The sequence below is a fragment of the Brachybacterium sp. AG952 genome (assembly GCF_004362645.1).
GTDB classification, from domain to species: domain Bacteria; phylum Actinomycetota; class Actinomycetes; order Actinomycetales; family Dermabacteraceae; genus Brachybacterium; species Brachybacterium conglomeratum.
In genome coordinates this window covers 226764-250675 of sequence record NZ_SNXV01000003.1, presented here as the reverse complement: position 1 = coordinate 250675, position 23912 = coordinate 226764, and the positions used below count along the sequence as shown (strand labels likewise).

Genomic DNA, 23912 nt, shown 5'->3' with positions numbered 1-23912 from the left:
GAGGAGCAGCACCATGACCACGCAGAGCACACAGGCCTCGCCCCGGACGGCGCTCACCGCCGTCGACCCCTCGACCGGCGCCGTCGTCCGGGAGGTGCCCGCCGCCACGCCCGCACAGATCGACGCCGTCCTCGACCGCGCCCGCAGCTCCTTCCTCGCCTGGCGCGAGACCTCCTTCGAGGAGCGGGCCGCGCTACTGGAGGCCGTCGCCGCCCACCTGCGCGAGCACGTCGAGGAGCTCGCGCCGCTGATGACCGAGGAGATGGGCAAGCCGATCGGCGAGGCCCGCGGCGAGGTGGCCAAGGCGGCATGGGCGGCCGAGCACTACGCCGCCCACGGCGCCGACTATCTCGCCGACGAGCACATCGCCTCCGATGCGAGCTCCTCCTACGTCCAGCACCTGCCGCTGGGGACCGTGCTGGGGGTGCTGCCGTGGAACGCCCCGTTCTGGCTCGCCTTCCGCTTCGCCGCCCCGGCGATCATGGCCGGGAACACGGCGGTGATGAAGCATGATCCCCACGTCCCCGGCTGTGCGGCCGCGATCGAGGAGGCGTTCCGCGCCGTCGGCGCCCCGGAGGGAGTGTTCCAGACGCTCCACGCCGCGACCGCCGACGTCGAGCAGGTGATCCGCGACCCGCGCATCCAGGCGGTGTCCTTCACCGGCTCTGACCGGGCAGGCGCCGTCGTCGCCTCGATCGCGGCGAGCGAGATCAAGCCCGCCGTGCTCGAGCTCGGCGGCTCGGACCCTTGCCTCGTCCTGGCGGACGCGGACCTCGAGGAGGCCGCGCGGGTCGCCGCGCTCTCCCGCATCATCAACGCCGGCCAGTCCTGCATCGCCGCGAAGCGGGTCATCGTCGAGCGGCCCGTCCACGACCGCTTCGTCGAGCTGCTCGCCGCGCAGCTCGCGGCGCTCGTCGTCGGCGACCCGCGCGAGGAGACCACGCAGGTGGGTCCGATCGCCCGCGCCGAGCTGCGGGAGAACCTCCACCGCCAGGTCACCACCTCCGTCGAGGCGGGGGCGGAGCTCGTCCTGGGAGGCGAGATGCCGACGGGGGAGGGCTTCTACTATCCCGTCACGCTGCTGACCGGGGTCGAGGCCGGGATGAGCGCCTGCACCGAGGAGACCTTCGGCCCGGTCGCCTCCGTGATGGTCGCCGAGGACGCCGAGCACGCCCTCTCCCTCGCCAACGACACCCCGTACGGGCTCGGTGCGAGCATCTGGACCGAGTCCTCCCGCGGCGAGGCGATGGCGCGTCGGATCGAGGCGGGGCAGGTGAGCGTCAACGGGATCGTCAAGACCGATCCGCGCCTGCCCTCCGGCGGCATCAAGCGCTCCGGCTACGGGCGGGAGCTGGGCCCGCACGGGATCCGGGAGTTCGTCAACGCCCAGCAGGTCTGGGTGGGGCCGGCCCGCGCCTGAGGGACCGGGACCGCGAAGGGGCCGCACCGCTCGCGCGGTGCGGCCCCTTCGGGATGTCACGTGCGGCGGATCCCTTCGTGCTCTGCGGCGCGTCGGGGATCCGTGCCGCGCCGCTCAGCGGAAGACGATGGTGCGCGAGCCGTCCAGCAGGACCCGGCGCTGCGCGAAGAGCCCCACGGCCTCGCGCAGGGTGCGCACCTCGGTGTCCTGACCGATCGCCATGAGCTCCTGCGGGGAGCGGGTGTGGTCCACGCGGATGACCTCCTGCTCGATGATCGGGCCCTCGTCGAGGTCGTCGGTGACGAAGTGGGCGGTCGCCCCGATCTGCTTCACCCCGCGGGCGTAGGCCTGGCGGTACGGGTTCGCGCCCTTGAACCCGGGCAGGAAGGAGTGGTGGATGTTGATGCAGCGCCCGGAGAGCTCGGCGCTCAGCTCGGGGGAGAGGATCTGCATGTAGCGGGCCAGGACCACGAGCTCGATGTCGTGCTCGACGACCGCCTCGCGCACCCGGTCCTCGAAGGCCGCCTTCTCCTCGGCGGAGGTCACGGGACGGTGCTCGAAGGGGACGCCGTGGAACTCGGCGTACCGGGCCGGGGTGTCGTGGTTCGCGATCACGAGCGGCACCTCGATCGGGAGGTTCCCGATCGAGGTCTGGAACAGCAGGTCGTTCAGGCAGTGCGTCGACTTCGAGGTGAGAACGAGGGTGCGCACCGGGCGGCCCACCTCGTCGATCTCCGCCTCGATCCCGAAGCTCTCGATCGGTGCGGCGAGCGCGGCGCGCACCTCGTCCGGCGACGCGGAGGTCAGGACCTCGACACGCATGTAGAAGCGGTGGGAGTCGCCGCTCTCGAACTGGCGGCTCTCGACGATGTTGCCGCCGGCCTCGACGATCGCGCCGGTGATCGCGTGCACGATGCCGGGGCGGTCCTCGCACGCGAAGGTCATCACGTAGCGGCGGGCAGGGGAGGGGGAGGGGTGCGCTGAGGTCATGGCCCGAGTGTAGGAGAGCGCTGCGGGGAGTGCGGCGCACGGGTCCGCCACGGCGAGATACTGAAGTAGGTAGACTGGTCTACCTAATTGATGATCGAGGAGGGCGGAGATGGGGACAGCGCGGGAGCGACTGCTCGACGCCGCGTCGACGCGGTTCTACGAAGACGGCGTGAATGCGACCGGGATCGACGCGATCACCGCCGAGGCGGGAGTCGCCAAGAAGAGCCTCTACAACAACTTCCGCTCCAAGTCGGACCTGGTCAGCGCTTATATCGATGCCCGCCATGAGGAGTGGCTGGACCTGCACCGTGCGCGCGCGTCGAGCGCCGCCACGTCCGTCGAGCGCGTGCTCTCGGTGTTCGACGCCTATCTCGACCATGCCAACGCCGACCACGGCGGCGGCTTCCGGGGATGCGGGCTGCTCAACACGGCCGCTGAGTTCCCGGCGGGCGCTCCCGAACGCGACGCGGTGCGCCTCCACAAGGAGCAGGTCGAGCAGATCCTCGCCGAAGGCCTGGCTGAGCTGACCGACGCGGACGGAGCGCAGGAGCTGGCCGAGCACTTCAGCTACCTCCTCGAGGGTGCCGTCGCCCGGGCAGGACTGGAGGGAGACCCTGTGCGCCTGGAGCGTGCACGAGGGATCGCCGCTTCGATGCTGGGTGCCCGGTGACTCGAGGTTCCCTGGTCGGGGTCCTCGCCGTCCTGGTCACCGCCGTGCTGTGGGGCACCACCGGCACCGCGGCCACCTTCGCCCCGGAGGTCGGACCGCTCGCGATCGGCGCCGCGGCGCTCGGCATCGGCGGGATCCTGCAGGCGCTGATCGCCCTTCCCTCGCTGCGCCGCGAGCGCGCCGCCCTGGCCGCCCGCCGGGGCACGGTGGTCGCCGGAGCGCTGGGCGTGCTGATCTATCCGCTGGCGTTCTACAGCTCGATGCACCTGGCCGGCGTCGCCGTCGGCACGGTCGTCTCCCTCGGGTCGGCGCCGCTCGCCTCGGGCCTCCTGGAGCGGATCCTCGAGGGACGCCGGCTCGGCGCCTGGTGGATGCTCGCGGCGGGCTTGGGCATCGCGGGCAGCGCCGTGCTGTGCGCCGCGACGATGCACGACGCCGCCGCCGACACGCCGGGCGCGCTGGCGGGCGTCGGACTCGGCCTGGTCGCCGGAGCGACCTACGCGCTCTACTCCTGGAGCGCGCACCGCCTGATGGGCCGGGGTGTCGGTCGCGCCGCGGCGATGGGCTCCGTGTTCGGGCTCGGCGGACTGGCGCTCCTGCCCGTGCTCGCGCTCACCGGCGCCCCGCTGCTCGCCTCTCCGCAGGCGTTCGCCGTCGGCGCCTACATGGCGCTCGTGCCGATGTTCCTCGGCTACGTGCTGTTCGGACTCGGCCTGACCCGGATCTCCGCGAGCACCGCGACGACCCTCACCCTCGCCGAGCCGGCGGTCGCGGCCGTGCTGGCCGTGCTCGTCGTCGGGGAGAGGCTGCCGCTGCTCGGCTGGCTCGGGATCGCCGGGATCGGCCTCTCGCTGCTGATCCTCGCCCTCGCGCCCTCGGGACGGAAGGTCGAACCGCTGGCGGTGCCCGATGTCGCGGCGGCCCCGTGACACCCGGCGCCGCGGGGACGGACGAGAGCCGTACATGACGAAGGCCGCCGACCAGTGTTGTCACTGGTCGGCGGCCTTCTCTCGGTCGGGCTGACAGGATTTGAACCTGCGACCCCTTGACCCCCAGCCTCAGGCGTGACGTGACACGACGTACCCCGACGTGTCAACTACGCAGGCCAGAGCGCTGAGAGAGCATCCAGGAACGTCCAGATACACCCCGGGAATCAAGCCCGTTGCTACACCTACTGCTACACGGAAGGCCACACCATGAACGACCAGACCACCATCGCCACCAGCACCGACGGCACCACCGTCGTCACCCACACCGACCGCGTCCGCACCCAGCGCGCCGTCCTCACCATCCAGACCATGACCGACGGCCACGACATCGAGCAGAACGTCATCCTCGTCGTCGACGACGAAGAGCCCATGACCGCCCGCCAGGCCCGCGAGACCGCAGCCGCCCTCCTCGAGGCCGCCGACAAGATCGACGGCCGCGAATCCCAGGTGCTCAGCCTCCCCGGCCAGTAAGCACCCCGCCAGCGACGCCCCCGCGGACCACGGTTCTCGGGGGCGTCGCCATGCTCAGCGGAACTTGGGGAAGAGCCTGTTGGAGAACGCATCGCGGGCCGATTCCCATGCCTTCGCGTCGCGTTCGGCAGCCGAGATGAGAGCCAGAGCCGACTCGCCCAGCTTCTTGTTCCTCACCCCGATCCGAACAGCCAACGACCGGAGCGACGCGCGATGGTCGTCCCGCGCACGCCGCCACTCTGGCCGCTCCTCATTGGTGAACTTGCGCAATACCTCCGACATCTGCGCGTTCACCGGCACGTCACCGCTTGAGGCCCGCAAGCGCTCGCACCCTTCCAGCAGCTCACCCGCGAGGTCAGCGACTACTTCTCGCCTCGCCCCTCTGCGAGCGAGCCATTCCGCGACCAGTCGGAACACGCCAGGGATCGAGCCCCCGACTATGCCCGAGACAACCGCGACGGCCCCGGTCGCGAGGATTGTGTTCGTGTCCATGAGGGAAGTATGCCGACCGTCTCCGCGCGGCACCGCCGCGGCGGTATGACGCTACCGCGGGCTACGGATCTCGGGTCGTCGTGTCCTACAGCAACAGGCTCACAACCAGAGCCCGATGATGCTCGCAACGCTCCCGAGGGCCACACCCACACCGATCCACCCCAGGCCGGCGCGACGGCTCGCGCTCTCGGCCTGTGCCCGGTCGGCCTCGGATATGTACCGGGCCCCGCCCTCAGCCCATGAGCCCAACGTGCGCTGCCCCCCTTCGAATGGTGCGGCCAGTTCTACGCGTCGTGCCTCCCACGCGGCAGCCGCGGCTGCCTCATCGCCGACTCCCCGCGCATCAGCGGCTACCTGAGTTAGCTCTCGAAGACGAGCTTTCGCCCGTTCGCCCTTCTGCGCCCGCCGAGATGCACGGATCGACGGGCCGAAAGCGCCCCAGAGAGAACACGCCGCGGCGACGGCATATAAGACGGCGAGGAAGGTCAGCACCGCTCTATTCTGCCCGACCGTCTACCCGCAGAGGCCGTCGCACCTCACACGCGCCCGCGCGCGCGACCCCCGGAGCCCGGTCGGAGAGAGAGAAGGCTAACCGACACCACCCTCGGGTGCCCCGGCCCGCCAAGATGACGACGCCCCCTCCCGCTAGCGGGGAGAGAGCGCCGCCCGCGACGCGAGGCGGGGCCGGGATCGACCCGGTAGCACCGCAGTGGACCCGGGGCACCCCGCACCCGTTCTCGCCCGTCTAGGGGCCGCACAGCACCCCGGGCATGAGCACGGCCCCCGGGCGGAGCATCCCGGGGGCCGTGCGGGCCCCGCACCCGGAAGGGAGCGGCGGGGCCGAGGGGCGGGCTCGAGGGCCCGCCCGGTCAGGGCACCGGCGGTCAGCCGGCGTCGTCGGTCAGGGTCACGGCGCAGAACCCGCCGGGCCGGTAGAGGTCGAACCCGAACCGTCCCTCCGCGCGGATGCGGACCTGGTTCCGGATCGCGTCGTCGTTGATCGTCACGGCGCGGACGTCGAGCCCGTGCACGTGCGGGCGGATCGCGGCGGACCCGGCGGTGACGACGACGGCGGTGCCCTCCGGCAGCCCGCGGGTGAGCCGCACCCGGTGACCCCAGACGGTGCGGGCCGCAGCGTCGACAGCACCGCCGAGGTCGAACCCACCGTTCGCGTTCCGCTTCGTGGTGAGCGCGACCCAGTCCGTGGGGTGCATCGCGACACCGTCGACGGTGAACCCGTCGGACTCGAGCCGGGTCGCGGCGACCGCGATCGCGCCGAGGCCGTCACCGGTGAACTCCTGCTGGAGCACCCCGGTCGTGTTGAGGATGCCGCGGAAGTGCTGGCCCACGATCTTCCCGGGCTCGTCGGCCGCGGTGATGTCCGAGCCGGTGCCGGAGAACACCTCGTCCTCGAGCCGGAGCCGGATGTCGAGCAGGAGCTCGCCCTGGATGAACCGGACGAGTGCCGGGTAGTCCTGGAGGGTCTGCTCGCTGATCGGTCCGGCGACGGTCGCGATGACGCCGAGCTCGTTCCGGACGTCCTCGAACTGGATTGCGGCGGTCGGCTTCACCTCGCCGGTGCCGACGATCTGCGCGGCGAACTCCCGGCTGGTCGCTCGTCGGTACGTCCACGCCGGCGCGACCGTGGTCACCGCGGGGATGATGTCGAGGATGGTGTCGATCCGGCCGCCCTGCGAGACGGGGTCCGCGTCGATCACGACGGGCACGGTCTGCGCGGTCGTGGTCGGCAGCGCCTTCGCGCCACCGGGACCGGTCGCGGACATGAGCCGCCGGGCGACCATCTCCCCGCCGACCTTCGCCTGGAAGATCGTCGGCCGGGACTGGTCGAGGGCCGGCCACTCCGTGCCGTCGTCGGCCCAGCCGGCCAGCCCACCGTCCTTGCGCTCGTACGCGCCGGCCTCAGCGAACCGGTCGACGGCGTCCATCGACTTCGCGGCCCGCTCGAGCTGCTTGTCGAGCTCCTGGACTTCGGCGATCTTCTGGTCGATCACAGCGACCTCACCGTCGGTCAGGTCCCGGCCCGCGGCCTTCGCCCGAGCGGCGATCGCCTGTGCTTCGGCGAGCGCGTCGGCCCGCTGCTTCTTGAGATTCATCGTGTGCACCCTTCGTGCTGAGGGCCGCGCCGTGCGTTGCGAGCGCGACCGGAGTGAGTCGAGCACCACCACGTCCGGGAAGCCCCCAGGGGTGTGCTCAGGAACGCCGCCCCCATGGCGGTCGTCCTCGTGTTCCGTGTCCCGCGCTCCGCCTCTCGATTACGCCCAACCCGGGTCGCCTCTCGATTACGTGCACCGACAGGAACAGGCTACCGCTACTCGAACGGATGTTCGAGGAGGTTCCGGCCGGCACGGCGGGTATCCCAGTGATCCCGCGCACCTTCGGCCGGGACCGCCCACGCGACCGGCACCCGTCGGCCGAGCAGATCGACCTCGTACCGGATCGGCACCGCCCCGGGCGTGCCCTCCGGCACCTCACCCGGCCCCAGCCCGTGCCCGCTGTTCTCGGGGCGGACCTCAGCCCAGCCGCTCACGACCCGGCCCCGTCGATCGCGTCGAGACCGTCCTCGAGCATGGACCGGATGATCCCCACGAACCGGCCCGGCGGCGTGCCCTCAGGGGTGCGCAGCGCCGTCAGCGCGATCGACGCGAGCGCCTGCGCGATCGCCTCCCGCTCCCGCTCGTCCGCCGCGCCGTACAGCAGCCCCGCCCGGTCGCTGTCACCCGTCCACAGCGCCTCGAGGTACACCACCGCGTCACGCGCCGCGAACGCGATCTCGCGCCTGCTCAGCCGGCCGTCCTCGTTCGTCTCGTCGTGCTCGTTCATGCCGTCGCCCTCCGTGTCCGTCGTCGTGCTCGTCGTCGTTCCTTCTCGGTCCATCCGCCCCACACCCCCGACCGCTCGTCGGCCGTGGACGCATACGCGTCGCACAGCACCATCACCGGGCACTCGAGGCACGCCCGCGCCGCCGCGCCCTGCTCCGTCTCGCTCTCGCTGTGCCAGAGCGGCCGCCCGGCCCCGGCGCACGGCACCACGGTCGGCGCGGTCGCGACCCCGTCACGGAGCCGAGCCCACGCGGCCTCAGCCCCCGCCGCGATCATGTGCGAGAGGACGGGCCGCTCCACCTTCACCGCCGGGCCCGTTCGTAGCCGGCCCGCGGCCGTGGCGGTCCCGCCGCGTCGCCGCGCCGCCAGATCAGCCCGCAGTCCTGGCATCGGTGCACCCGGATCGCGCCCGCGCTCCGCTGCACCTCCGCGATGCCCCACCGTGGCTGCTTGCAGCCCGCCCGATGCTCGAGCCCGAACCCGTCCGTCTTGGCCGTCATCCCGTCCTCCTTTTCCGGCCCCGGCTCTTCGCCGGGAGCTTCGATCGATCGATCACCCAATGCGCCCGGCCCGTCACCGGATCGAGCCGCCGCACCAGGTGGGGCCGGCACACCGGGCACGGCTCCGACCGCCCCCACGCATCCCGCCCCACCCAGCCGTCCTCGCACTCATGCACACCGTCGCCGGGCACTGCGGCGGGCAGCCCGCGCGACGTCCGGTCGTCATCCGGCGGCGGCAACACCCGGGCGGTCACGACGACGGCCCGCGATCCCCGTCCGAACCGGTGTCCGAAGCGTCCGAGTGTCCGAGTCCGGGGGAGTGGAGCCCGTCTACTTCGGACGTTCGGACGCTTCGGACAGCCGCATACAGGCCTCGGCCTGCCTTCGCGATCCGATCTGCATCCGCCAGCCGCCGCAGGTATCGGCCCGCGTCGTCGTTGCTCATTCCCAGGCGAGTCCCGACCTCGACGGGCGTGATTCCGTCCGGGTGCTCGCCGACGAGCTTCAGAATCTCTGCGGATCGGTCGCCGAGACCATCCCGGTCCCGTCGGTCTGATGCGGCCTGAGCGGCAGCCGCGGCGCTCCCACCGTCGAGCACCCACCGGTTGCCGTCGAGACGCAGCGCGTACTCCGCCTCGGACACATCCCGCCCGGTGACCTGAAGCATCCCCGTGTCGTCGTGGCGCTTTCGGGAGAGCACCAGCGTGAAGTCCGCCGCGCCGTTCACCCCATTGGTGCCGTTGACCGAGTCCATGAAGTCGTCCGCGCCGAGCTTCCGGGTGTGGTGCACCAGGAGGACGGCGGTCCCCGGATAGTCGTCGGCCACGGCCTTGAGAGCCCCGACCACGGCGTAGTCCCGTTCGTACGCGCCCTCACCCGGACGCGTTGACCGCAGCACCTTCCCGAGCGTGTCCAGCACCACCAGCGGTCGTGCCGAGCCGTGGACCTCGAGCCACTCCCGCATCAAGAGCGGCACCTCGAAGGACTGCACCTTGGTGAGGTATGCGAACCGGGGAGGTATCGGCTCACCGTCACCGAGCAGCACTCGGGCCCGTGACTGCATCCGGCGGTCACCGTCCTCGAGAGCGAAGTACAGCACCGGGCGCGGCGGTCCAACCTCGACCGCACCGAGAGCACGCTCGCCCCGCGCCACGTCCAGCAGCACGCTGAGCGCGAGCCACGACTTCCCCGCCTTCGGCGGACCCGCGAGGATGCCGAGATCCTCAGGTATCACACCCGGCACCGCGTAGGACAGCGGGGGGAAGCTCTGCGCGTCGAGCCAATCGCCGGTCCGCAGCCGCCCCCACAGATCGTGATCCGTGATGGTCACGCGACCACCCCCGCGAGGTCGAGCTGGGCAGCCGCCTCGGTGAGGTCCTCGGCCGCTTCCCGTAGCCCAGCCGCGAGCAGATCGCCGTCGACCTGATCGTCGATCGCGTGCCGGAGCCGCTCGAGCGCGACCCCCGCAGCACGCCGCGCGGCATGGTCGACCAGCGCCGGCCACTGCGCGATGAGCTCCCCGGCACCTCTCGGCGCGGACGTCACGTCCGACAGGTCGACGAGCAGCGCCAGGAATCGACCGTGATCCGCGGGGCGGACCATCCCGCGCGCCGCCTCACCCACCGACGTCCACGACGGCCGCTCTCCGGCCCCCGAGACCCGCCACACGGCCCGCGCCACGACGGCCAGACGCTCGTCCGCGAGCGCACCACGGAACAGCGCGTCCGTCGCGTCCCGCGCGACGTCAGCCGACGCGCACAGCAGACCACCGGTCCACGCCCGCTCCACCGGGTCGAGCCGCGACACGTCCACCGGCGACGGGAGAGCCAGAACCGGCACCCCAGCGGTAGAATCGGAGGCGAGTTCATGTCCGGTGTCCTGCCGGGTGGAGGCCGTCCCGTTCGCCGCGGGGCGGCCTTCGTTCTTCCCCGTCTTCATCGTGCGCTTGCGACGAGGCCGTCGACGTACGTGCGCACGGACTCTGCCGTCACGAGCGCGCGCCGTCCGATCTTGACCCGCTCGAGGTCACCCGACTCGATCAGCCGGTAGACCGTCGACCGGCTCCCACCGATCGCGCGCGCGCCGCTTCCTCAATCGGAACCAACAGCGTCTCCATCATTACCTCCACAGTCTGGTGTATCTGGTGGTGCCAGCGTGTCTCGTGAGGTAATGTCTTTTCCACAGCACAGCCCGACGACTACATGAGGTAATGACGTGCCCCGCATCCCGCTACCGCTCCACACCACGACAGGGGGAGGTGTCGAGCTCGCGTTCTTCATCGACGCAGCTGAGTACAGGGACCTCGACCCCCAGGCATGGCCGACCACTGCGGGAATCCGAGCGCCCGCAGAGTTTGACGCTATGGCGTGGCACGAGGACGGACTCATCATCGAATACGTCATCCGCAAGGACCTCGGACGTGACGCATTTCAGGTGTACGGAGTCCACATCGACCGCGCTGTCGAGGACGGCCACGCACCGCTACCGATCTCCGGGGAAGACGCCAAGCGAGTCGGTGTGGACGAGGTGCTCCGGGAAGCGCTCGCCTACTTCGAGCGCGTGAGCCGCTTCGACCGCCTCGCAGTCGTTCCGAGTTCGGCCGCGCACGCACCCGCCCCGCTCTCGCGCGCCGCACTCCGCAAGCGCAAGAGCACCACCCACGACGAGCTCCAGCTCATCGCCGACGCCTACAACGCGAACCTCGAGGGCGCGCCGGCACTGGCCGTCAAGGCCTCGCTCGAGGAGGTCCGTGGCAGGGAGGTCAGCCGGTCCACAGTCGACCGCCTCATCCGCGAAGCCCGTGACGCCGGGCTCATCACCGCCACCGCCACCCGAGGAAGGAAGCCGAAGCCATGACCCGCACCAAGACCGCCGCCAACGGTGAGGGGTCGATCTACAAGCGCGCCGACGGCAAGTGGGCCGCCGCGCTCGTCGTCGAAGACCCCGAGACCGGCGAGCGCAAGCGCCGAGTCCTCTACGGCCGCACCCGCACCGAGGCCCGCCAGAAGCTCCGCGCCGCACAGGACCGCGCCGAGCAAGACCTCCCCATCACCGACACCCGCGCCACTCTCGGGGAGTGGACCGAGAAGTGGATCACCACCACCCTCGAGGCCAGCGACCGCAGGCAGTCCACCCGCGACCTCTACGCCACCATCGCCCGCCGCTACATCGGCGAGGACCCCATCGCACGCCGCACGCTGGACAAGCTCAAGCCGTCCGACATCGAGGCCTTCCTCCTGCGGATGCGGAACACGCCGAAGGACCCCGAGAGCGAGGACCCCGACCCCGCGCCGAAGTACAGCAGCTCCACCATCCGCACCACGTACACCGTGCTCCGCGCGATCCTCGACGGCGCGAAGCGCGACGGCCTCATCGCCCGCAACCCCGCCGAGGCCGTGAAGCGGCCCGCCGTCGAGCGCACCGAGGCCCGCTACCTCACGATCTCCGAAGCCCGCGCGCTCATGCACGCGTCCAAGGGCTCCCGCTACCACCACGCCGTCGTCCTCATCGCCCACACCGGGCTCCGCCGCGGCGAGGCGCTCGCCCTGCGGTGGGACGACGTTGACCTCGACGCCGAGAACCCCGCGATCCGCGTCCGTGGCACGCTCGCCCGATCTCGCGGTCGCCTCACCGTCACGACCCCGAAGACCGCGCAGTCGATCCGGACCGTGCCCCTGGCCCCCGACGCGGTCGACGCGCTGCGCGCCCAGCGAACCGCCCAGAAGCGCGACCGGCTCAAGGCCGCGAACGTCTGGACCGACACCGACTTCGTCTTCACCACCGCGAGCGGTGAGCCCGTCGACCCCCGGAACCTGTACCGCGTCGTGCAGGTTGCCGCGAGGGCGGTAGGGCTCGAGCATGTCGGCGTCCATGCTCTACGTCACACCGCCGCAACGCTCATGCTCGAGGGTGGCGTGAACATCAAGGCCGTCTCGTCTCTGCTCGGGCACTCGTCCGTCGCAATCACCGGCGACGTCTACGCCCACGTCACGGACCACACCGCACGCGCGGCCATGGCCACGCTGAGCGGCGCACTGGGGGAGCGGACCGCATGACGATCCTCGAGCGCGTTGCTACACGCGTTGCTACACGAGCACCCCCGGACAGCAGAACAGGCACCTCCCAGAATTTGGAAAGTGCCTGTCACCTGCAGGTTCCTCGGTCGGGCTGACAGGATTTGAACCTGCGACCCCTTGACCCCCAGTCAAGTGCGCTACCAAGCTGCGCCACAGCCCGAGACCCTCCGTCACCGGAGGACCGAGGAATACAGTACCCCGCTCCGAGCGCTGGAGCGAATCGAGAGGGGCGTGACCTGCGGCACCCGTGGCGGAGCGCGGATCCGCGGCGTCCATGGGATAGGCACGCCGGGCGGTGGTCGTCGGGCGCGTCGGCCCCGCCCAGCTCCTACACTCCAGGCATGGCTGAGCGACGGATGCGACGGGGGGAGGGGCGCGCGACTCCCCACGGCGAGACCCCGTACTCGCCGACCTCCCTCCTGCGCGCGCTCACCGCGGACCCCTACTCGGTCGACCCGCTGCGGGAGGACGAGCATCCGCTGGAGTCGGCCACGCCGCCCGACAACCGTCGGATGCGCGCCGTCACCCTGCTGCTGGCCGTGCTGCTCGGCTTCGCTGTCGCCGTCTCCGTGATCGACCTGCGGCAGGAGGCCGCCGGCGCCGACAGTCCCCGCGCGCTGCTCGAGGAGGAGGTGCGGGAGGTGCGCGCCGAGACCGACCTGCTCGAGGACCGTCGCACCCTCCTCGAGCAGCAGATCCTCGAGGCGCAGGAAGAGGTCCTCGACACCGCCGACGGCAGCTCCGCGGAGCGGATCGGCGAGTACGAGCGCGCGGGCTACGGCGTGTCGCTGACCGGCCCGGGCGTGCAGCTGACCCTCGACGACTCCGCCCCGCTGCCCTCCCGCCCCGGCGTGGGACCGGGCACCGTGAACCGGGTGACCGACGGCGACCTGCAGATCGCCGTGAACGGCCTCTGGGCCGCCGGTGCCGAGGCGATCTCCGTCAACGGCCAGCGCGTCACCGAGACCACCGCGATCCGCACCGCCGGCTCCGCGGTGCTCGTCGACTTCCGCCCGCTCTCCCCGCCCTACGAGATCACCGCGCTCGGCGATCCCGAGCAGCTGCGCGCCGGGGTCGAGGAGGCGGAGACGGGCGAGTACCTCTCCGAGATCTCGACCCGCTACGGCATCGGCCTGACCTGGACGGCGGGGGAGGAGCTCTCCACCCCCGCCCGTGCCCAGGGCACCCTGCGCGAGGCCTCCGTGCTCGAGGACCCCGCCGGGTCCGCGCCCGCGGACGTCCGCGACCCGACCCCCGACAGCGCCGCCGAGGGCGGCGAGGACCAGGAGGACACCCCGTGATCGCCATCCTCGGCCTGGTGGTGGGCATCGTGCTGGGCGTCGTCGTCCAGCCCGACGTCCCCGCCGGCCTGCAGCCCTATCTCCCGATCGCCGTGGTGGCGGCGCTGGACACCCTCGCGGGTGGTCTGCGCGCGAGCCTCGACGGCGCCTTCGACGCCCACGTGTTCATCACGTCGTTCCTGTTCAACGTGCTGATCGCCGCGTTCCTGGTGTTCCTCGGGGACCAGCTCGGGGTCGGCTCCCAGCTCTCCACCGCCGTGATCGTCGTGCTCGGCATCCGGATCTTCTCCAACGCGGCCGCGATCCGGCGGCTCCTGTTCCGGTCATGAGCGACGGCACCCGCACCCCGACCAGCCGCGACCAGCAGCGGATCGTGTGGCACCGGCTGAAGGACACCCTCCGGCCGCAGGCCACCGTCGCCCAGGTGATCGTGGGACTGCTGTGCCTCCTGCTCGGCGTGTCGATCGCCGCGCAGATGGGCCGCAACGACGAGTCCCTCGAGGGGGCCACGCAGCAGGAGCTGGTGCGACTGCTGGACGAGTCCGGCCGCCACGCCTCTGACCTCGAGCTCGAGAACGCCGAGCTCGAGCGCACCCTGGAGACCCTCCGCTCGGGACGCGAGGGCGACGTCGCCGCGCAGGACGCTGCCGAGCAGCGGCTCGCCGACCTCGAGATCCTGGCCGGCACCGCCCCCGCCCAGGGGCGCGGGATCGTCGTCTCGATCGCGGACCCGGAGCAGGGCGTGCGCGCCTCGACCCTGCTGGGCGTGCTGCAGGAGCTGCGCAACGCCGGCGCCGAGGTGGTGCAGATAGGCGACGTGCGCGTGGTCGCCTCCACCTCGATCACCACCGCGCCCGACGGGGGTCTGCTCGTGGACGGCCGGGCGATCCGTGCGCCCTACACGCTGAAGGCGATCGGCGATCCCGCCGTGATGGAGCCCGCGCTGCGGATCCCCGGCGGCGCGGCCGACTCGGTCTCGGGCGACGGCGGGACGCTCTCCGCGGCCGCCGAGGACGAGGTCCGGATCGAGGCGACCGTGGACCTCAGCGCCCCCGAGCACTCCCGGGTGGTCAAGTGATCGTCAAATCCTGACGTGCTGGAGGGAAGGAACCCCCGGTGGGCGCCATGGGCGTGCGAGAATGGATCAGCGGCGGCCTGCACCGCCACGACGCACGGTCGCAGCAGGCCAGGAAGGGGTGTGAGGTGTCAGGGAACACCGAGTGGAACGACGCCAATCTCGACCACACGTCGAAGCTGAGCGCGATCTCGCCCAGCGACCCCCTCGAGGACGCCGAGCCCGGCCTGTCCTCGCAGGATCGTCGGGCGATCGAGAACCTCCCCCCGCGCAGTGCGCTGCTGATCGTGCGGAAGGGCCCGAACCTCGGCGCCCGCTTCCTGCTGGACTCCGAGACCACGGTCGCGGGGCGCCACCCCAAGAGCGAGATCTTCCTCGACGACGTCACGGTCTCCCGCAAGCATGCTGCCTTCGTGCGTGACGGAGACGGCTTCCTGGTGCGCGACCTCGGCTCGCTCAACGGCACCTACGTGGGCAAGGAACGCGTCGACGAGGCGCGCCTCCACGCCGGCCAGGACGTGCAGATCGGCAAGTACCGCCTGACGTACCACCCGTTCCCCGGGACGGTCTGACCCGATGCCGGCCGCCGCCTCGCGCAGGCCGGGCTCCACCGCCGCCGCACGCATGAGCATCGGCCAGGTGCTCGAGATGCTGCGGGACGAGTTCCCCGACCTCGCCCACTCCAAGCTCCACTACCTGGAGTCCGAGGGCCTCCTCGCGCCCGCACGCACTCCGGCCGGCTATCGCAAGTACAGCCGCGAGGACGTGGACCGACTGCGCTTCGTGCTGCGCGCGCAGCGGGACCGGTTCTGGCCGCTGAAGGTCATCAAGGAGCATCTGCTCGAGCACGGCGTCGACTCCGAGGTCACCTCGATCGCCTCCCGGCCCGGCCCCAGCTCCACCCTCCAGCCGGTGCGGCTGGACCGGCGCGGCCTCGTCCGTGAGGCGGGGGTGGAGGAGGACTTCCTCGCCGAGCTGGAGCAGTACGGCTTCCTCACGGACGACGTGCTCTTCTACGGCACCACCGAGCTCGAGATCGTCACCGCCGCCCGCGACCTCGCCGACGAGGGCCTGCACCCGCGCCACCTGGTGATGCTGCGCACCGCCGCCGAGCGGGAGGCGCACATGATCCGCTCCGTGGCCCGGCCCCGCTCCCGGGCCGGGGACGCCGCGGCGCGCGGCGAGGCGGAGGACTTCGCCCGCGACCTCGGCGAGTCGATGATCACCCTGCACGGCGCGATGCTGCGCACGAAGCTGCGGGAGGTCTGAGCGCACCGGGCTCCCGGCACCTCACTCGTCACCTCTCCGTGACCTTCGCGCGGCGCGTTGGTACCGGAGAGGGGGCACTTCGCGCTACTCTGGGCGGGCGCTCTCATCCTTCCCCCTCTGAGAGCCGGAACCCGGAGGTAGACGTGAACGCCACCCGAGGCGATGATCGCACTGAGCAGTCCACCGTCCCCGCAGAGCCCGCCCAGGGCGTGCTCTTCGACGACGTGGTGGACACCCCTGGCGAGCTCGGCTATCGGGGACCCGCCGCGTGCAAGGCCGCCGGCATCACCTATCGCCAGCTGGACTACTGGGCCCGCACCGGCCTGGTCGAGCCCGGCGTGCGCGCGGCCCACGGCTCCGGCAGCCAGCGCCTCTACGGCTTCCGCGACATCCTCGTGCTCAAGGTGGTCAAGCGCCTGCTCGACACGGGCGTGTCCCTCCAGCAGATCCGCATCGCCGTCGCAGCTCTTCGTGAGCGCGGCATCGACGACCTCGCCGGCATCACCCTGATGAGCGACGGCGCCTCCGTCTACGAGTGCACCTCCGCCGAGGACGTCTTCGACCTGGTCCAGGGCGGCCAGGGCGTGTTCGGCATCGCCGTCGGCCGCGTGTGGCGCGAGGTCGAGAACGACCTCGCCGTGCTGCCCGGCGTCGACCCGGCCGACGACGCGGCGCTCGCCCTCCAGGACGAGCTCGCGGCGCGCCGCCGCTCCCGCCAGGCCGGCTGAACGCCGGCCCGCACCACCACCGACGAGAACGGCGGGACCCTCGGGGAAGGGGTCCCGCCGTTCTCTCGTGCGGTGATCGTGTCACTCGTGCGGTGATCGTGCTCGGGCTGCGCGGCGCCGAGCACACGGGCGGGCCCGAGGAGCCCGGCGAGGGCGACGAGCTCCGCAGCCGACTGGTCCCGCGCAGCCCCCAGGGCCTGCGCGGGGCAGGAGCGCTCAGGAGTTCTGGCGCGAGTCCATCACGGTGCGCAGCAGCGCGTCGAAGTCCTCGGTGAGACGTGCACCGGAGGCACCCTCGTAGCGGTGCAGCGGGACCGCGCCGCCCTGCGCCTGCTGCAGGCCCACCCGCTCCTCGATGACCGGGTCCAGGACCGAGTCCCCGAAGAGGTCGCGCAGCTCGGCCAGGCGGTACTGGTGCTCGACCGAGCGCGGACGGTAGCGGTTCACCACGAGGCCCAGGGGCTGCAGCCGCGGGGCGATGCCCTCCTCGTGCATCTCGGCGGCGAGCTTGAGCGCGCGGTCCGCGGCGGTGACCGCGAAGAAGCCCGGCTCGGCCACCACGAGGGAGCGATCGGAGGCGGCCAGCGCCATCTGCGTGAGCCCGTTGAGGGAGGGCGGGCAGTCGATGATGACCAGGTCGTACTGGTGGGTGCGCTTGTCCAGCGCCTGGTGCAGCCGGCCCACGTCCTTCTGGTTCAGCGCGGGGGAGTCCATCACCGCGGAACGGCTGGTGCCCGGGATGATGTCGAGGTGCGAGGCGGCGTCCTTCGACCACGGCGTGGGGATGATCGCGCGATCGATCGTCTCCGTGCGCGGGGAGGAGAGCACCTCGGCGATGTCGAGCGTGGAGGCCGGCTCCCCGAGCAGGCCCAGCGTCGAGTCGCCCTGGGGGTCGAGATCGATGACGAGCGCGTTCACCCCCTGGTGCAGGGCGGCAGAGGCCAGGCCCAGGGTCACGGACGTCTTGCCGACGCCGCCCTTCAGGGAACACACACTCACGATGAACACCCCCGCAGTCTACCGACCCGGGCAGGCTCCTCGGTGCCGCGACGAGCGGTAACCTGCCGTGGCCACCCGCAATCCGCCCCTGGAGGGACCCCGATGACGCAGCTGACCCACGACCTCGTGCTCGAGGTGCTCGAGGGATGCGCCGAGAGCGCCCTCGCCGAGGCTCGCGAGCTCGGCCCCGTGCGCACCGTCTCCGCGACGGAGCTGGCGCTGCGCACCGACGATCTCGACGCCGTCCGCTCCCTGCGCCGCGTCGTCGCCGGCTCGACCTCGCTCGCGGTCCCCGCGCGCCGACCCCGGGAGCTGATGGAGACCTCTGTGCAGCAGCGCCTCGCCGAGCTGCTCGAGGACCTGCGCCGGCAGCGGCCCCGTCAAGTGTTCCACGGGCTGCGCCTGGAGGCGGCGGGTGCCGGGACGCCGGAGATGCGACGCCTGGCCACCGCCCTCGCCGAGCTCGCCGATCTCCCGATCGACGACGCCGACGGGGACCTCGTCGCCCGGGTGCGCCGCGGCGCCTCGCCCGGGACCTGGCAGGTGCTGCTGCGCACCACGCCGCGTCCGCTCGCGACCCGGGCATGGCGCGAGGTCGACTACCCCGGCGCCGTCAACGCCACCATCGCCGCGACCGTCCTGGACCTCTTGGACGTCGGCGCGCAGGATTCCCTCCTGGACATGACCTGCGGCTCGGGCACCTTCCTCGTCGAGCAGCTGCACCGGGCGGCACCGTCCCGCGCCGTGGGCGTGGACCTCGATCCCGCGGCGCTGGACGCGGCGCGCCGGCACCAGCGCGCGGCCCGGCGCAGAGGCCGCATCGACTGGGTCGAGGGCGACGTGCTGACCGCGGAGCTCGAGGGAGGCTTCACACGCCTGGTCACCAACCCGCCCTGGGGCACCCTCCACGGCGAGCACGAGAGCAACGAGGGCCTCCTCGCGGCGCTGCTCGAGCGCGCCGCCGAGCTCGCCGCGCCCAGCGCCCGGCTCGGGGTGCTGACCCACGAGATCACCCGCATGCAGCGAGTCCTCGAGCAGCGCGCCGCGGGCTGGCGCCGAGTCGGGGAGCACCGCTTCTTCCAGAAGGGCCACCACCCGCGCCTGTTCCTGCTCGAGCGCTGAACAGGCCGACGGCGCCGGAAGCGCTCAGAGACCGCGGCGCCCCGCAGCGAGCGCTCGCCTGCCGCCGGAGTCCCCGTGGATCCGCACTCGCGCCACCTCGTCGCGGCCGGTCACCCACAGCAGCAGCTCGAGCGGCTCGCCGTGCACGCGCAGGCTCCCTTCGGCGCCGCGGGAGCGCAGTCGCCGCCCGCCCAACGGGGAGACGAGCGTGACGTCGGCCCGGACCCGCATCGCCAGCGGCGCCATCAGGCCCACGGCCCGCCACGCCGCCCGGTCCCGCTCCGCGTCCGGTCGGCGCGGCTGCCAGCCGCGCCGGCCCCGGCGCAGGTCCTCGTGGTGGATGAGCAGCTCGGCCTGGCCGCTTAGCCGGTCCATCCGTCCGGCGAAGGAGAGCGGGCCGGGGCCCCTCCGGAAGTCCTCGACCCGTTCCGTCCACGGGCGATCCCGCCGGCTCTCCCGCGCCTCGCGGGCTCGTCGGCCGAGCGACCCGGGCAGGCGCGGCCCGACGATCAGGTGCGGCGCGGACTCCCGCAGCACGAGATGCTCCAGGAGGTCCTCCGCGTCCCAGCCGGGCAGGATCGTCGGCGCCTCGGGGCCGAGCGCGGCGAAGCTCGCCGCGAGGGCCTCGCGCTCATCGCACTCGAGGTCTGCGCCGGCGCGGTCCCCGGCTCTGCGCACGCGGCTCATCCCTGGTTGCTGAAGGCCGCGTCGAAGGACTGCTCCGAGACCGGGTAGTCCAGGCTGCGCAGCAGCTCGAGCGCCTCCTTCGCGCCGTGCAGGCGGTCCATCCCGGCGTCCTCCCACTCGATGGAGATCGGGCCGTCGTAGCCGATCGAGCGCAGCGCCCGGAACGCCGCGTCCCACGGCACGTCCCCGCGGCCGAAGGAGACGAAGTCCCAGCCGCGCCGCGGATCGCCCCACGGCAGGTGCGAGCCGAGACGGGTGTTGCGCCCGGTGGTGCGCACCCTGATGTCCTTGCAGTCCACGTGGTAGATCCGGTCGGCGAAGTCGGTGATGAAGGAGACCGGGTCGATCTCCTGCCACATGAAGTGGGAGGGGTCCCAGTTCAGGCCGAAGGACTCCCGGTGCCCGATCGCCTCGAGGGTGCGCTTCGTGGTCCAGTAGTCATAGGCGATCTCGGAGGGATGGACCTCGTGCGCGAAGCGGACCCCGCACTCCTCGAAGACGTCGAGGATCGGGTTCCAGCGGTCGGCGAAGTCCTGGTAGCCGTCGTCGATGACGTCCTGGCCGACGGGCGGGAACATCGCTACGTACTTCCAGATCTTCGAGCCGGTGAAGCCGACGACCGTGTCCACGCCGAGCTTCTGCGCGAGGCGGGCGGTGTTCTTCATGTCCTCGGCGGCGCGCTGCCGCACGCCCTCCGGATCGCCGTCGCCCCACACGGCGGGGCCGACGATCGCCTGGTGGCGGAAGTCGATCGGGTCGTCGCAGATCGCCTGGCCCTTGAGGTGGTTGGAGATCGTCCAGACCTTCAGCCCGTGCTTCTCCAGGATCCCGAGCCGCTCGGCGATGTAGGCCTCGTCGTCCCAGCGGCTCGCGTCGAGGTGCTCGCCGGAGACGGCGATCTCGAGACCGTCATAGCCCCAGCCGGCCGCGAGCTCCGCGACCTCCTCGAGGGTGAGATCGGCCCACTGGCCGGTGAACAGGGTGTGGGGGTGCGCCATGGCGGCGTGGCTCCTTCTCGTCGGTGAGGGTGGCGTGCGAGGGGTCAGAGGCGGACGGTCGCGCCGTCGGCCCGGTGGGAGGCGATGACGGCGTCGAGGATCCGCTGGAGGGTGAGCCCGTCCTCGAAGTCGGGGGAGTAGGCGGCGGGGTCGCGGTCCCGGACGGCCAGCAGCAGGTCGCGGGCCTGGTTCGTGAAGGCGTTCTCCCAGCCCAGGATGTGGCCCTGCGGCCACCAGCCCTCGAGATAGGGGTGCTCGGGCTCGGTGACGAGCACCCGGGCGAAGCCCTGCTCGGCGACCGGTGCGGTGGCGTCGAGGAACCACAGCTCGTCGAGGCGCTCGAGGTCGAAGCGCAGCGCGCCCTTCGTGCCGTACACCTCCACGGACAGCTCGTTCTTCGCACCGGTGGCCATGCGGCTGGCCTCGACGGACGCGATGGCGCCGCCGTCGAGCTCGAGGGTGGCCCAGGCGGCGTCGTCGACGGTGACGGGCTCGGGGCCGTCGGGGCCCGGACGCTCGGGGACCATCGTCGCGAGCCGGCCGCGCACGGCGGTGACCTGCTGCCCGGTGATGAACTGGATCTGGTCGATCGCATGGGAGCCGATGTCGCCGAGCGCGCCGGAGCCCGCGGTCTCCTCGCGCAGCCGCCAGTTCATCCCGGCCTTTGCGTCGACGAGCCAGTCTTGCAGGTAGGACGCGCGGATCTGGCGGATCTCGCCGAGCCGGCCGGCGGCGACGAGGTCGTGGGCGTGGGCGAGGGCGGGCACGCGCCGGTAGGTGTGGCCGAGGGCCGCGACCTGTCCGCGCTCGCGCGCGGCGCGGGCGGCCTCGACCATGCGCTCCGCCTCGGCCGGGTCGTTCGCCAGCGGCTTCTCGCACAGCACGTGCTTGCCGACCTCGAGCGCGGCGATCGCGATCTCGGCGTGGAGGAAGCCGGGGGTGCAGATGTCGACGATGTCGACGTCGTCCCTCGTGATCGCCTCGCGCCAGTCGGTGGCGTGCTCCTCCCAGTCCAGGCGGCGGGCCGCCTCCGCGACGGCCTGCTCGTCCCGGCCCACGATCACGCGGCGTGCGATCGGCGGCACGTCGAAGGCGGCGCCGACGGTGCGCCAGGCCTGGGAGTGGGCGCGCCCCATGAAGGCGTAGCCGATCAGGGCGACGCCGAGCGGACGGGCGGGGGACTCGGGCACAGGGGCTCCTTCGGACGACGGGTCGTGGCCGGCGGGCAGGGGCCCGCGAGGGCGCGGTGTGCTCGGCGCGGCCGCCGGGCCCGGGTCGACCTCGCCCCGGCCGCGCGGCGCTCGGGCAACGATGACGCGCCGCTGACCACCCTATGCCGCTGATCACATCCGGGCAAAGGCGCCGGCCGCCCGCCGGACATCCGCTGATGCCGGAGACTGGGGGCATGGAACGTCATGTGCGCGCGTGGATGAGGGCCGAGGTCCAGGAGGGGACGGACGTCGCTCTGCTGGTCGCGGTCTCGGACGCCCCGGTGGCAGAGGAGACGCTGAGCGTGCGCGCGGGCGGGGCCGAGCATCCGGTGACGGAGACCCGGGACCGCTTCGGCAGCCGCCTCCACGTCCTGCACGGCCTGCCCGGCGGAGAGGTGGAGATCGTCTACGACGCGCGCGGCATCGGCGAGGCGCCCGCGCCGCGGGTGCTCGAGGCGGACTCGGTGCTGCACCTGCGCCCCTCCCGCTACTGCGAGGTCGACGAGTTCACCCGTAGCGCCCGGGAGATCGTGGGGGAGCGGGAGGGGATCGAGGCCCTCGACGCGGTCGTGGACTGGGTGCACGGCCACCTGGACTACGTGCCCGGGTCGAGCACGATCACCGACTCGGCCCGCAGCACCTTCGTCGCCCGGCGCGGAGTGTGCCGGGACTTCGCCCATCTCACCGCGACGCTGCTGCGCGCGGCGGGCATCCCGGCGCGCTGCGCCTCGGTGTACGCGCCGGGTCTGAGCCCGATGGACTTCCACCTCGTGGTCGAGGCGCTGGTCGAGGGGGAGTGGCTCGTGGTCGACGCGACGCATCTCGCGCCGCGCGCCTCCATGGTGCGCATCGCCACCGGTCAGGACGCCGCGGACACGGCCTTCATGACCACCCTCGCCGGGGACGTCGCGCTCACCGGCATCCAGGTCACCGCCGTGGTCGATCCGGAGCTGCCGCGCGAGCGGCCGGGGGAGCGGCGAGCGCTGCGCTGAGCGCTGCGCCTGCCGCCGGGCGCTCCGCTCAGGCCTGCGGCGTCCCCGGCCCGGAGGGGTCCTCGGGATCCGTCTCTCCGTCGATCCCCGTCGGCCCCTCGGAATCCGCGCTCCCCTCGGAGCCGGTCGAGCCCTCGTCGTCCGTCGGCCCGGCCGTGTCCTGCGGCGACTGCCCGGCGGAGCCCTCGGGTGCCTGCCCGCCCTCGGCCTCGAAGCTCGCAAGGTACTCCTCGACCTCGGCGGCGATGTCCTCGGCGCTCGGCACGACGGAGCCGGCCCCGGAGGTGATCATCCTGTCGTAGCGCTGCTCGAACCCGGCGACCATCTCCTGCAGCTGGGGCTGGGCCTCGATCTGCGCGGCGATCGCCTCGCGCACGGGGCGCGCCTGCGCCTCGAGCGCGTCGGCCCCGATCCGGGGCCCCCGCTCCTCGCCGATCGCGGTCAGCAGCGCGATCGCGGCATCGGGGAAGGACATCTCGTGGAGGTACTGGGGCACGTGCACGGTCAGGCCCACCGCGTCGTGCCCGCCCTCGTCCAGCCGCATCGTCAGCAGCGCCGTGAACGGGGCGCGGAGGCGGAAGGTGCCGGGCATGGTGCGGCGCACCGCGATCGACTCCGGGTCGCCGGCGAAGCGGGTCACGGGCAGCTCGCGGGTATGGGGGACCGGGGCGGGGAAGCCCTGGAGCAGCAGGGTCCGCTCGATGCCGAGCTGCTCGACCACGATCCGCAGCGCGCTCGCGACGCGCTCCCACTGGAAGGACGGCTCCGGACCGGTGAGCAGGAAGAAGGTCTGCCCCTGCTCGTCGGTCACCTCGTGCAGCAGGATCTCGGGCTTCTCGTAGTCGTCGAAGTGGTCCAGCTGCAGCGTGACCTCGGGGCGGCGCCCGGCGTAGTCGTGGACCTGGTCCATGTCCAGCCGTCCCACGACGCGGCTGGAGAGCGTGTTGAGCAGGTGGTCGTCCAGGAGGCGCTGCGCATCGCCCGCATCGGTGAAGGCGCCGAGGGTGACCAGCAGCGTGCTGCCGTGGAGGGCGCGCGAGTCGACATGGCGCTCGTAGCTGAACAGGGTCGTCGGATCCATC

26 protein-coding genes and 1 tRNA gene are annotated in these 23912 nt (G+C 72.2%); 14 read left to right on the top strand and 13 right to left on the bottom strand.

The features are described 5' to 3' along the window. The first annotated feature begins 13 nt into the window (after positions 1-13). A complete protein-coding gene (locus tag DEU31_RS09430; RefSeq protein WP_133676924.1) occupies positions 14-1420 on the top strand; it encodes an NAD-dependent succinate-semialdehyde dehydrogenase in 1407 nt (468 codons plus the stop codon). A gap of 114 nt (positions 1421-1534) precedes the next feature. Here DEU31_RS09430 and DEU31_RS09425 read toward each other — a convergent pair whose 3' ends face one another. Continuing rightward, positions 1535-2410: a formyltetrahydrofolate deformylase gene (locus tag DEU31_RS09425; RefSeq protein ID WP_133676923.1), complete on the bottom strand. Its 876-nt coding sequence runs from the start codon at positions 2408-2410 to the stop codon at positions 1535-1537. A 109-nt stretch (positions 2411-2519) separates the two neighbouring features. Between DEU31_RS09425 and DEU31_RS09420 the strand changes: the two genes are divergently transcribed. From DEU31_RS09420 to DEU31_RS09410, 3 genes are all read left to right on the top strand, one after another. Further along, positions 2520-3080, top strand: a complete 561-nt coding sequence (locus DEU31_RS09420; protein WP_133676922.1) for a TetR/AcrR family transcriptional regulator — start codon at positions 2520-2522, stop codon at positions 3078-3080. Then, positions 3077-4009, top strand: coding sequence for an EamA family transporter (locus DEU31_RS09415; RefSeq protein ID WP_133676921.1), 933 nt, complete (start codon positions 3077-3079; stop codon positions 4007-4009). Before DEU31_RS09420 ends, DEU31_RS09415 begins: the two co-directional genes overlap by 4 nt. A 267-nt stretch (positions 4010-4276) precedes the next feature. Continuing rightward, positions 4277-4540 carry a hypothetical protein gene (locus tag DEU31_RS09410; RefSeq protein ID WP_133676920.1) on the top strand — a complete coding sequence of 88 codons (264 nt, stop codon included), beginning with the start codon at positions 4277-4279 and terminating at the stop codon, positions 4538-4540. Positions 4541-4594: 54 nt separating this feature from the next. Here the strand turns inward: DEU31_RS09410 and DEU31_RS09405 are convergent, their stop codons facing one another. The 6 genes from DEU31_RS09405 to DEU31_RS16800 all read right to left on the bottom strand — a co-directional run bounded on the left by DEU31_RS09405 (position 4595) and on the right by DEU31_RS16800 (position 10310). After that, a complete protein-coding gene (locus DEU31_RS09405; protein WP_133676919.1) occupies positions 4595-5032 on the bottom strand; it encodes a hypothetical protein in 438 nt (145 codons plus the stop codon). An 884-nt stretch (positions 5033-5916) separates the two neighbouring features. Then, positions 5917-7146 (bottom strand): phage major capsid protein, encoded by a 1230-nt coding sequence (locus DEU31_RS09400; protein WP_133676918.1) that lies wholly within the window; start codon positions 7144-7146, stop codon positions 5917-5919. Between the two features lie 430 nt (positions 7147-7576). Beyond that, on the bottom strand, positions 7577-7873 hold the full coding sequence (locus DEU31_RS09395; RefSeq protein WP_133676917.1) for a hypothetical protein: 297 nt from the start codon (positions 7871-7873) through the stop codon (positions 7577-7579). A gap of 301 nt (positions 7874-8174) precedes the next feature. Continuing rightward, positions 8175-8372 carry a hypothetical protein gene (locus DEU31_RS16805; RefSeq protein WP_166649453.1) on the bottom strand — a complete coding sequence of 66 codons (198 nt, stop codon included), beginning with the start codon at positions 8370-8372 and terminating at the stop codon, positions 8175-8177. Positions 8373-8622: 250 nt separating this feature from the next. Beyond that, positions 8623-9702 carry an AAA family ATPase gene (locus DEU31_RS09385; RefSeq protein WP_166649452.1) on the bottom strand — a complete coding sequence of 360 codons (1080 nt, stop codon included), beginning with the start codon at positions 9700-9702 and terminating at the stop codon, positions 8623-8625. Next, entirely contained in the window at positions 9699-10310 is a 612-nt protein-coding gene (locus DEU31_RS16800) for a hypothetical protein (RefSeq protein WP_166649451.1), read from the bottom strand. Before DEU31_RS16800 ends, DEU31_RS09385 begins: the two co-directional genes overlap by 4 nt. A 276-nt stretch (positions 10311-10586) precedes the next feature. On the opposite strand from DEU31_RS16800, the gene DEU31_RS09375 reads away from it, so the two are divergent. Further along, positions 10587-11228, top strand: coding sequence for a hypothetical protein (locus DEU31_RS09375; protein WP_133676914.1), 642 nt, complete (start codon positions 10587-10589; stop codon positions 11226-11228). After that, complete coding sequence (locus DEU31_RS17320; RefSeq protein ID WP_133676913.1) at positions 11225-12427, top strand: site-specific integrase; 1203 nt, start codon at positions 11225-11227, stop codon at positions 12425-12427. Before DEU31_RS09375 ends, DEU31_RS17320 begins: the two co-directional genes overlap by 4 nt. A 107-nt stretch (positions 12428-12534) precedes the next feature. Here the strand turns inward: DEU31_RS17320 and DEU31_RS09365 are convergent. Next, positions 12535-12608: transfer RNA gene (locus DEU31_RS09365), tRNA-Pro, on the bottom strand. Positions 12609-12789: 181 nt separating this feature from the next. Here DEU31_RS09365 and DEU31_RS09360 point away from each other — a divergent pair. The 6 genes from DEU31_RS09360 (at position 12790) to DEU31_RS09335 (ending at position 16821) form a co-directional block, all read left to right on the top strand. Beyond that, positions 12790-13749 (top strand): DUF881 domain-containing protein, encoded by a 960-nt coding sequence (locus DEU31_RS09360; protein ID WP_133676912.1) that lies wholly within the window; start codon positions 12790-12792, stop codon positions 13747-13749. Then, positions 13746-14078 carry a small basic family protein gene (locus DEU31_RS09355; RefSeq protein WP_010551520.1) on the top strand — a complete coding sequence of 111 codons (333 nt, stop codon included), beginning with the start codon at positions 13746-13748 and terminating at the stop codon, positions 14076-14078. Before DEU31_RS09360 ends, DEU31_RS09355 begins: the two co-directional genes overlap by 4 nt. Continuing rightward, positions 14075-14827 carry a DUF881 domain-containing protein gene (locus tag DEU31_RS09350; RefSeq protein WP_053915809.1) on the top strand — a complete coding sequence of 251 codons (753 nt, stop codon included), beginning with the start codon at positions 14075-14077 and terminating at the stop codon, positions 14825-14827. The genes DEU31_RS09355 and DEU31_RS09350 overlap by 4 nt, the downstream gene beginning before the upstream one ends. A gap of 125 nt (positions 14828-14952) precedes the next feature. Then, complete coding sequence (locus DEU31_RS09345) at positions 14953-15396, top strand: FHA domain-containing protein (protein WP_062951306.1); 444 nt, start codon at positions 14953-14955, stop codon at positions 15394-15396. A gap of 52 nt (positions 15397-15448) precedes the next feature. Beyond that, complete coding sequence (locus DEU31_RS09340) at positions 15449-16093, top strand: MerR family transcriptional regulator (protein ID WP_243733795.1); 645 nt, start codon at positions 15449-15451, stop codon at positions 16091-16093. 143 nt (positions 16094-16236) lie between these two features. Then, positions 16237-16821 carry a MerR family transcriptional regulator gene (locus DEU31_RS09335; protein WP_010551524.1) on the top strand — a complete coding sequence of 195 codons (585 nt, stop codon included), beginning with the start codon at positions 16237-16239 and terminating at the stop codon, positions 16819-16821. Positions 16822-17037: 216 nt separating this feature from the next. On the opposite strand, the gene DEU31_RS09330 is transcribed toward DEU31_RS09335, so the two are convergent. Beyond that, positions 17038-17829: a ParA family protein gene (locus tag DEU31_RS09330; protein WP_010551525.1), complete on the bottom strand. Its 792-nt coding sequence runs from the start codon at positions 17827-17829 to the stop codon at positions 17038-17040. 93 nt (positions 17830-17922) lie between these two features. Here DEU31_RS09330 and DEU31_RS09325 point away from each other — a divergent pair, with 93 nt between their 5' ends. Then, positions 17923-18942 carry a methyltransferase gene (locus DEU31_RS09325; protein ID WP_133676910.1) on the top strand — a complete coding sequence of 340 codons (1020 nt, stop codon included), beginning with the start codon at positions 17923-17925 and terminating at the stop codon, positions 18940-18942. 24 nt (positions 18943-18966) lie between these two features. Here the strand turns inward: DEU31_RS09325 and DEU31_RS09320 are convergent, their stop codons facing one another. The 3 genes from DEU31_RS09320 to DEU31_RS09310 are packed head-to-tail and all read right to left on the bottom strand — an operon-like array spanning position 18967 to position 21817. Next, positions 18967-19629 carry a TIGR03085 family metal-binding protein gene (locus DEU31_RS09320; protein WP_133676909.1) on the bottom strand — a complete coding sequence of 221 codons (663 nt, stop codon included), beginning with the start codon at positions 19627-19629 and terminating at the stop codon, positions 18967-18969. Further along, a complete protein-coding gene (locus DEU31_RS09315; RefSeq protein WP_133676908.1) occupies positions 19626-20627 on the bottom strand; it encodes a sugar phosphate isomerase/epimerase family protein in 1002 nt (333 codons plus the stop codon). Before DEU31_RS09315 ends, DEU31_RS09320 begins: the two co-directional genes overlap by 4 nt. 44 nt (positions 20628-20671) lie before the next feature. Beyond that, positions 20672-21817 (bottom strand): Gfo/Idh/MocA family oxidoreductase, encoded by a 1146-nt coding sequence (locus DEU31_RS09310; RefSeq protein ID WP_133676907.1) that lies wholly within the window; start codon positions 21815-21817, stop codon positions 20672-20674. Between the two features lie 215 nt (positions 21818-22032). Between DEU31_RS09310 and DEU31_RS09305 the strand changes: the two genes are divergently transcribed. Next, the gene (locus tag DEU31_RS09305; protein WP_243733794.1) at positions 22033-22830 is read left to right on the top strand and encodes a transglutaminase family protein; all 798 of its coding nucleotides are present in this window, start codon (positions 22033-22035) and stop codon (positions 22828-22830) included. 28 nt (positions 22831-22858) lie between these two features. Here DEU31_RS09305 and DEU31_RS09300 read toward each other — a convergent pair whose 3' ends face one another. Further along, positions 22859-23911, bottom strand: coding sequence for a PAC2 family protein (locus tag DEU31_RS09300; RefSeq protein WP_133676905.1), 1053 nt, complete (start codon positions 23909-23911; stop codon positions 22859-22861). Between the last annotated feature and the right edge of the window lies 1 nt (position 23912).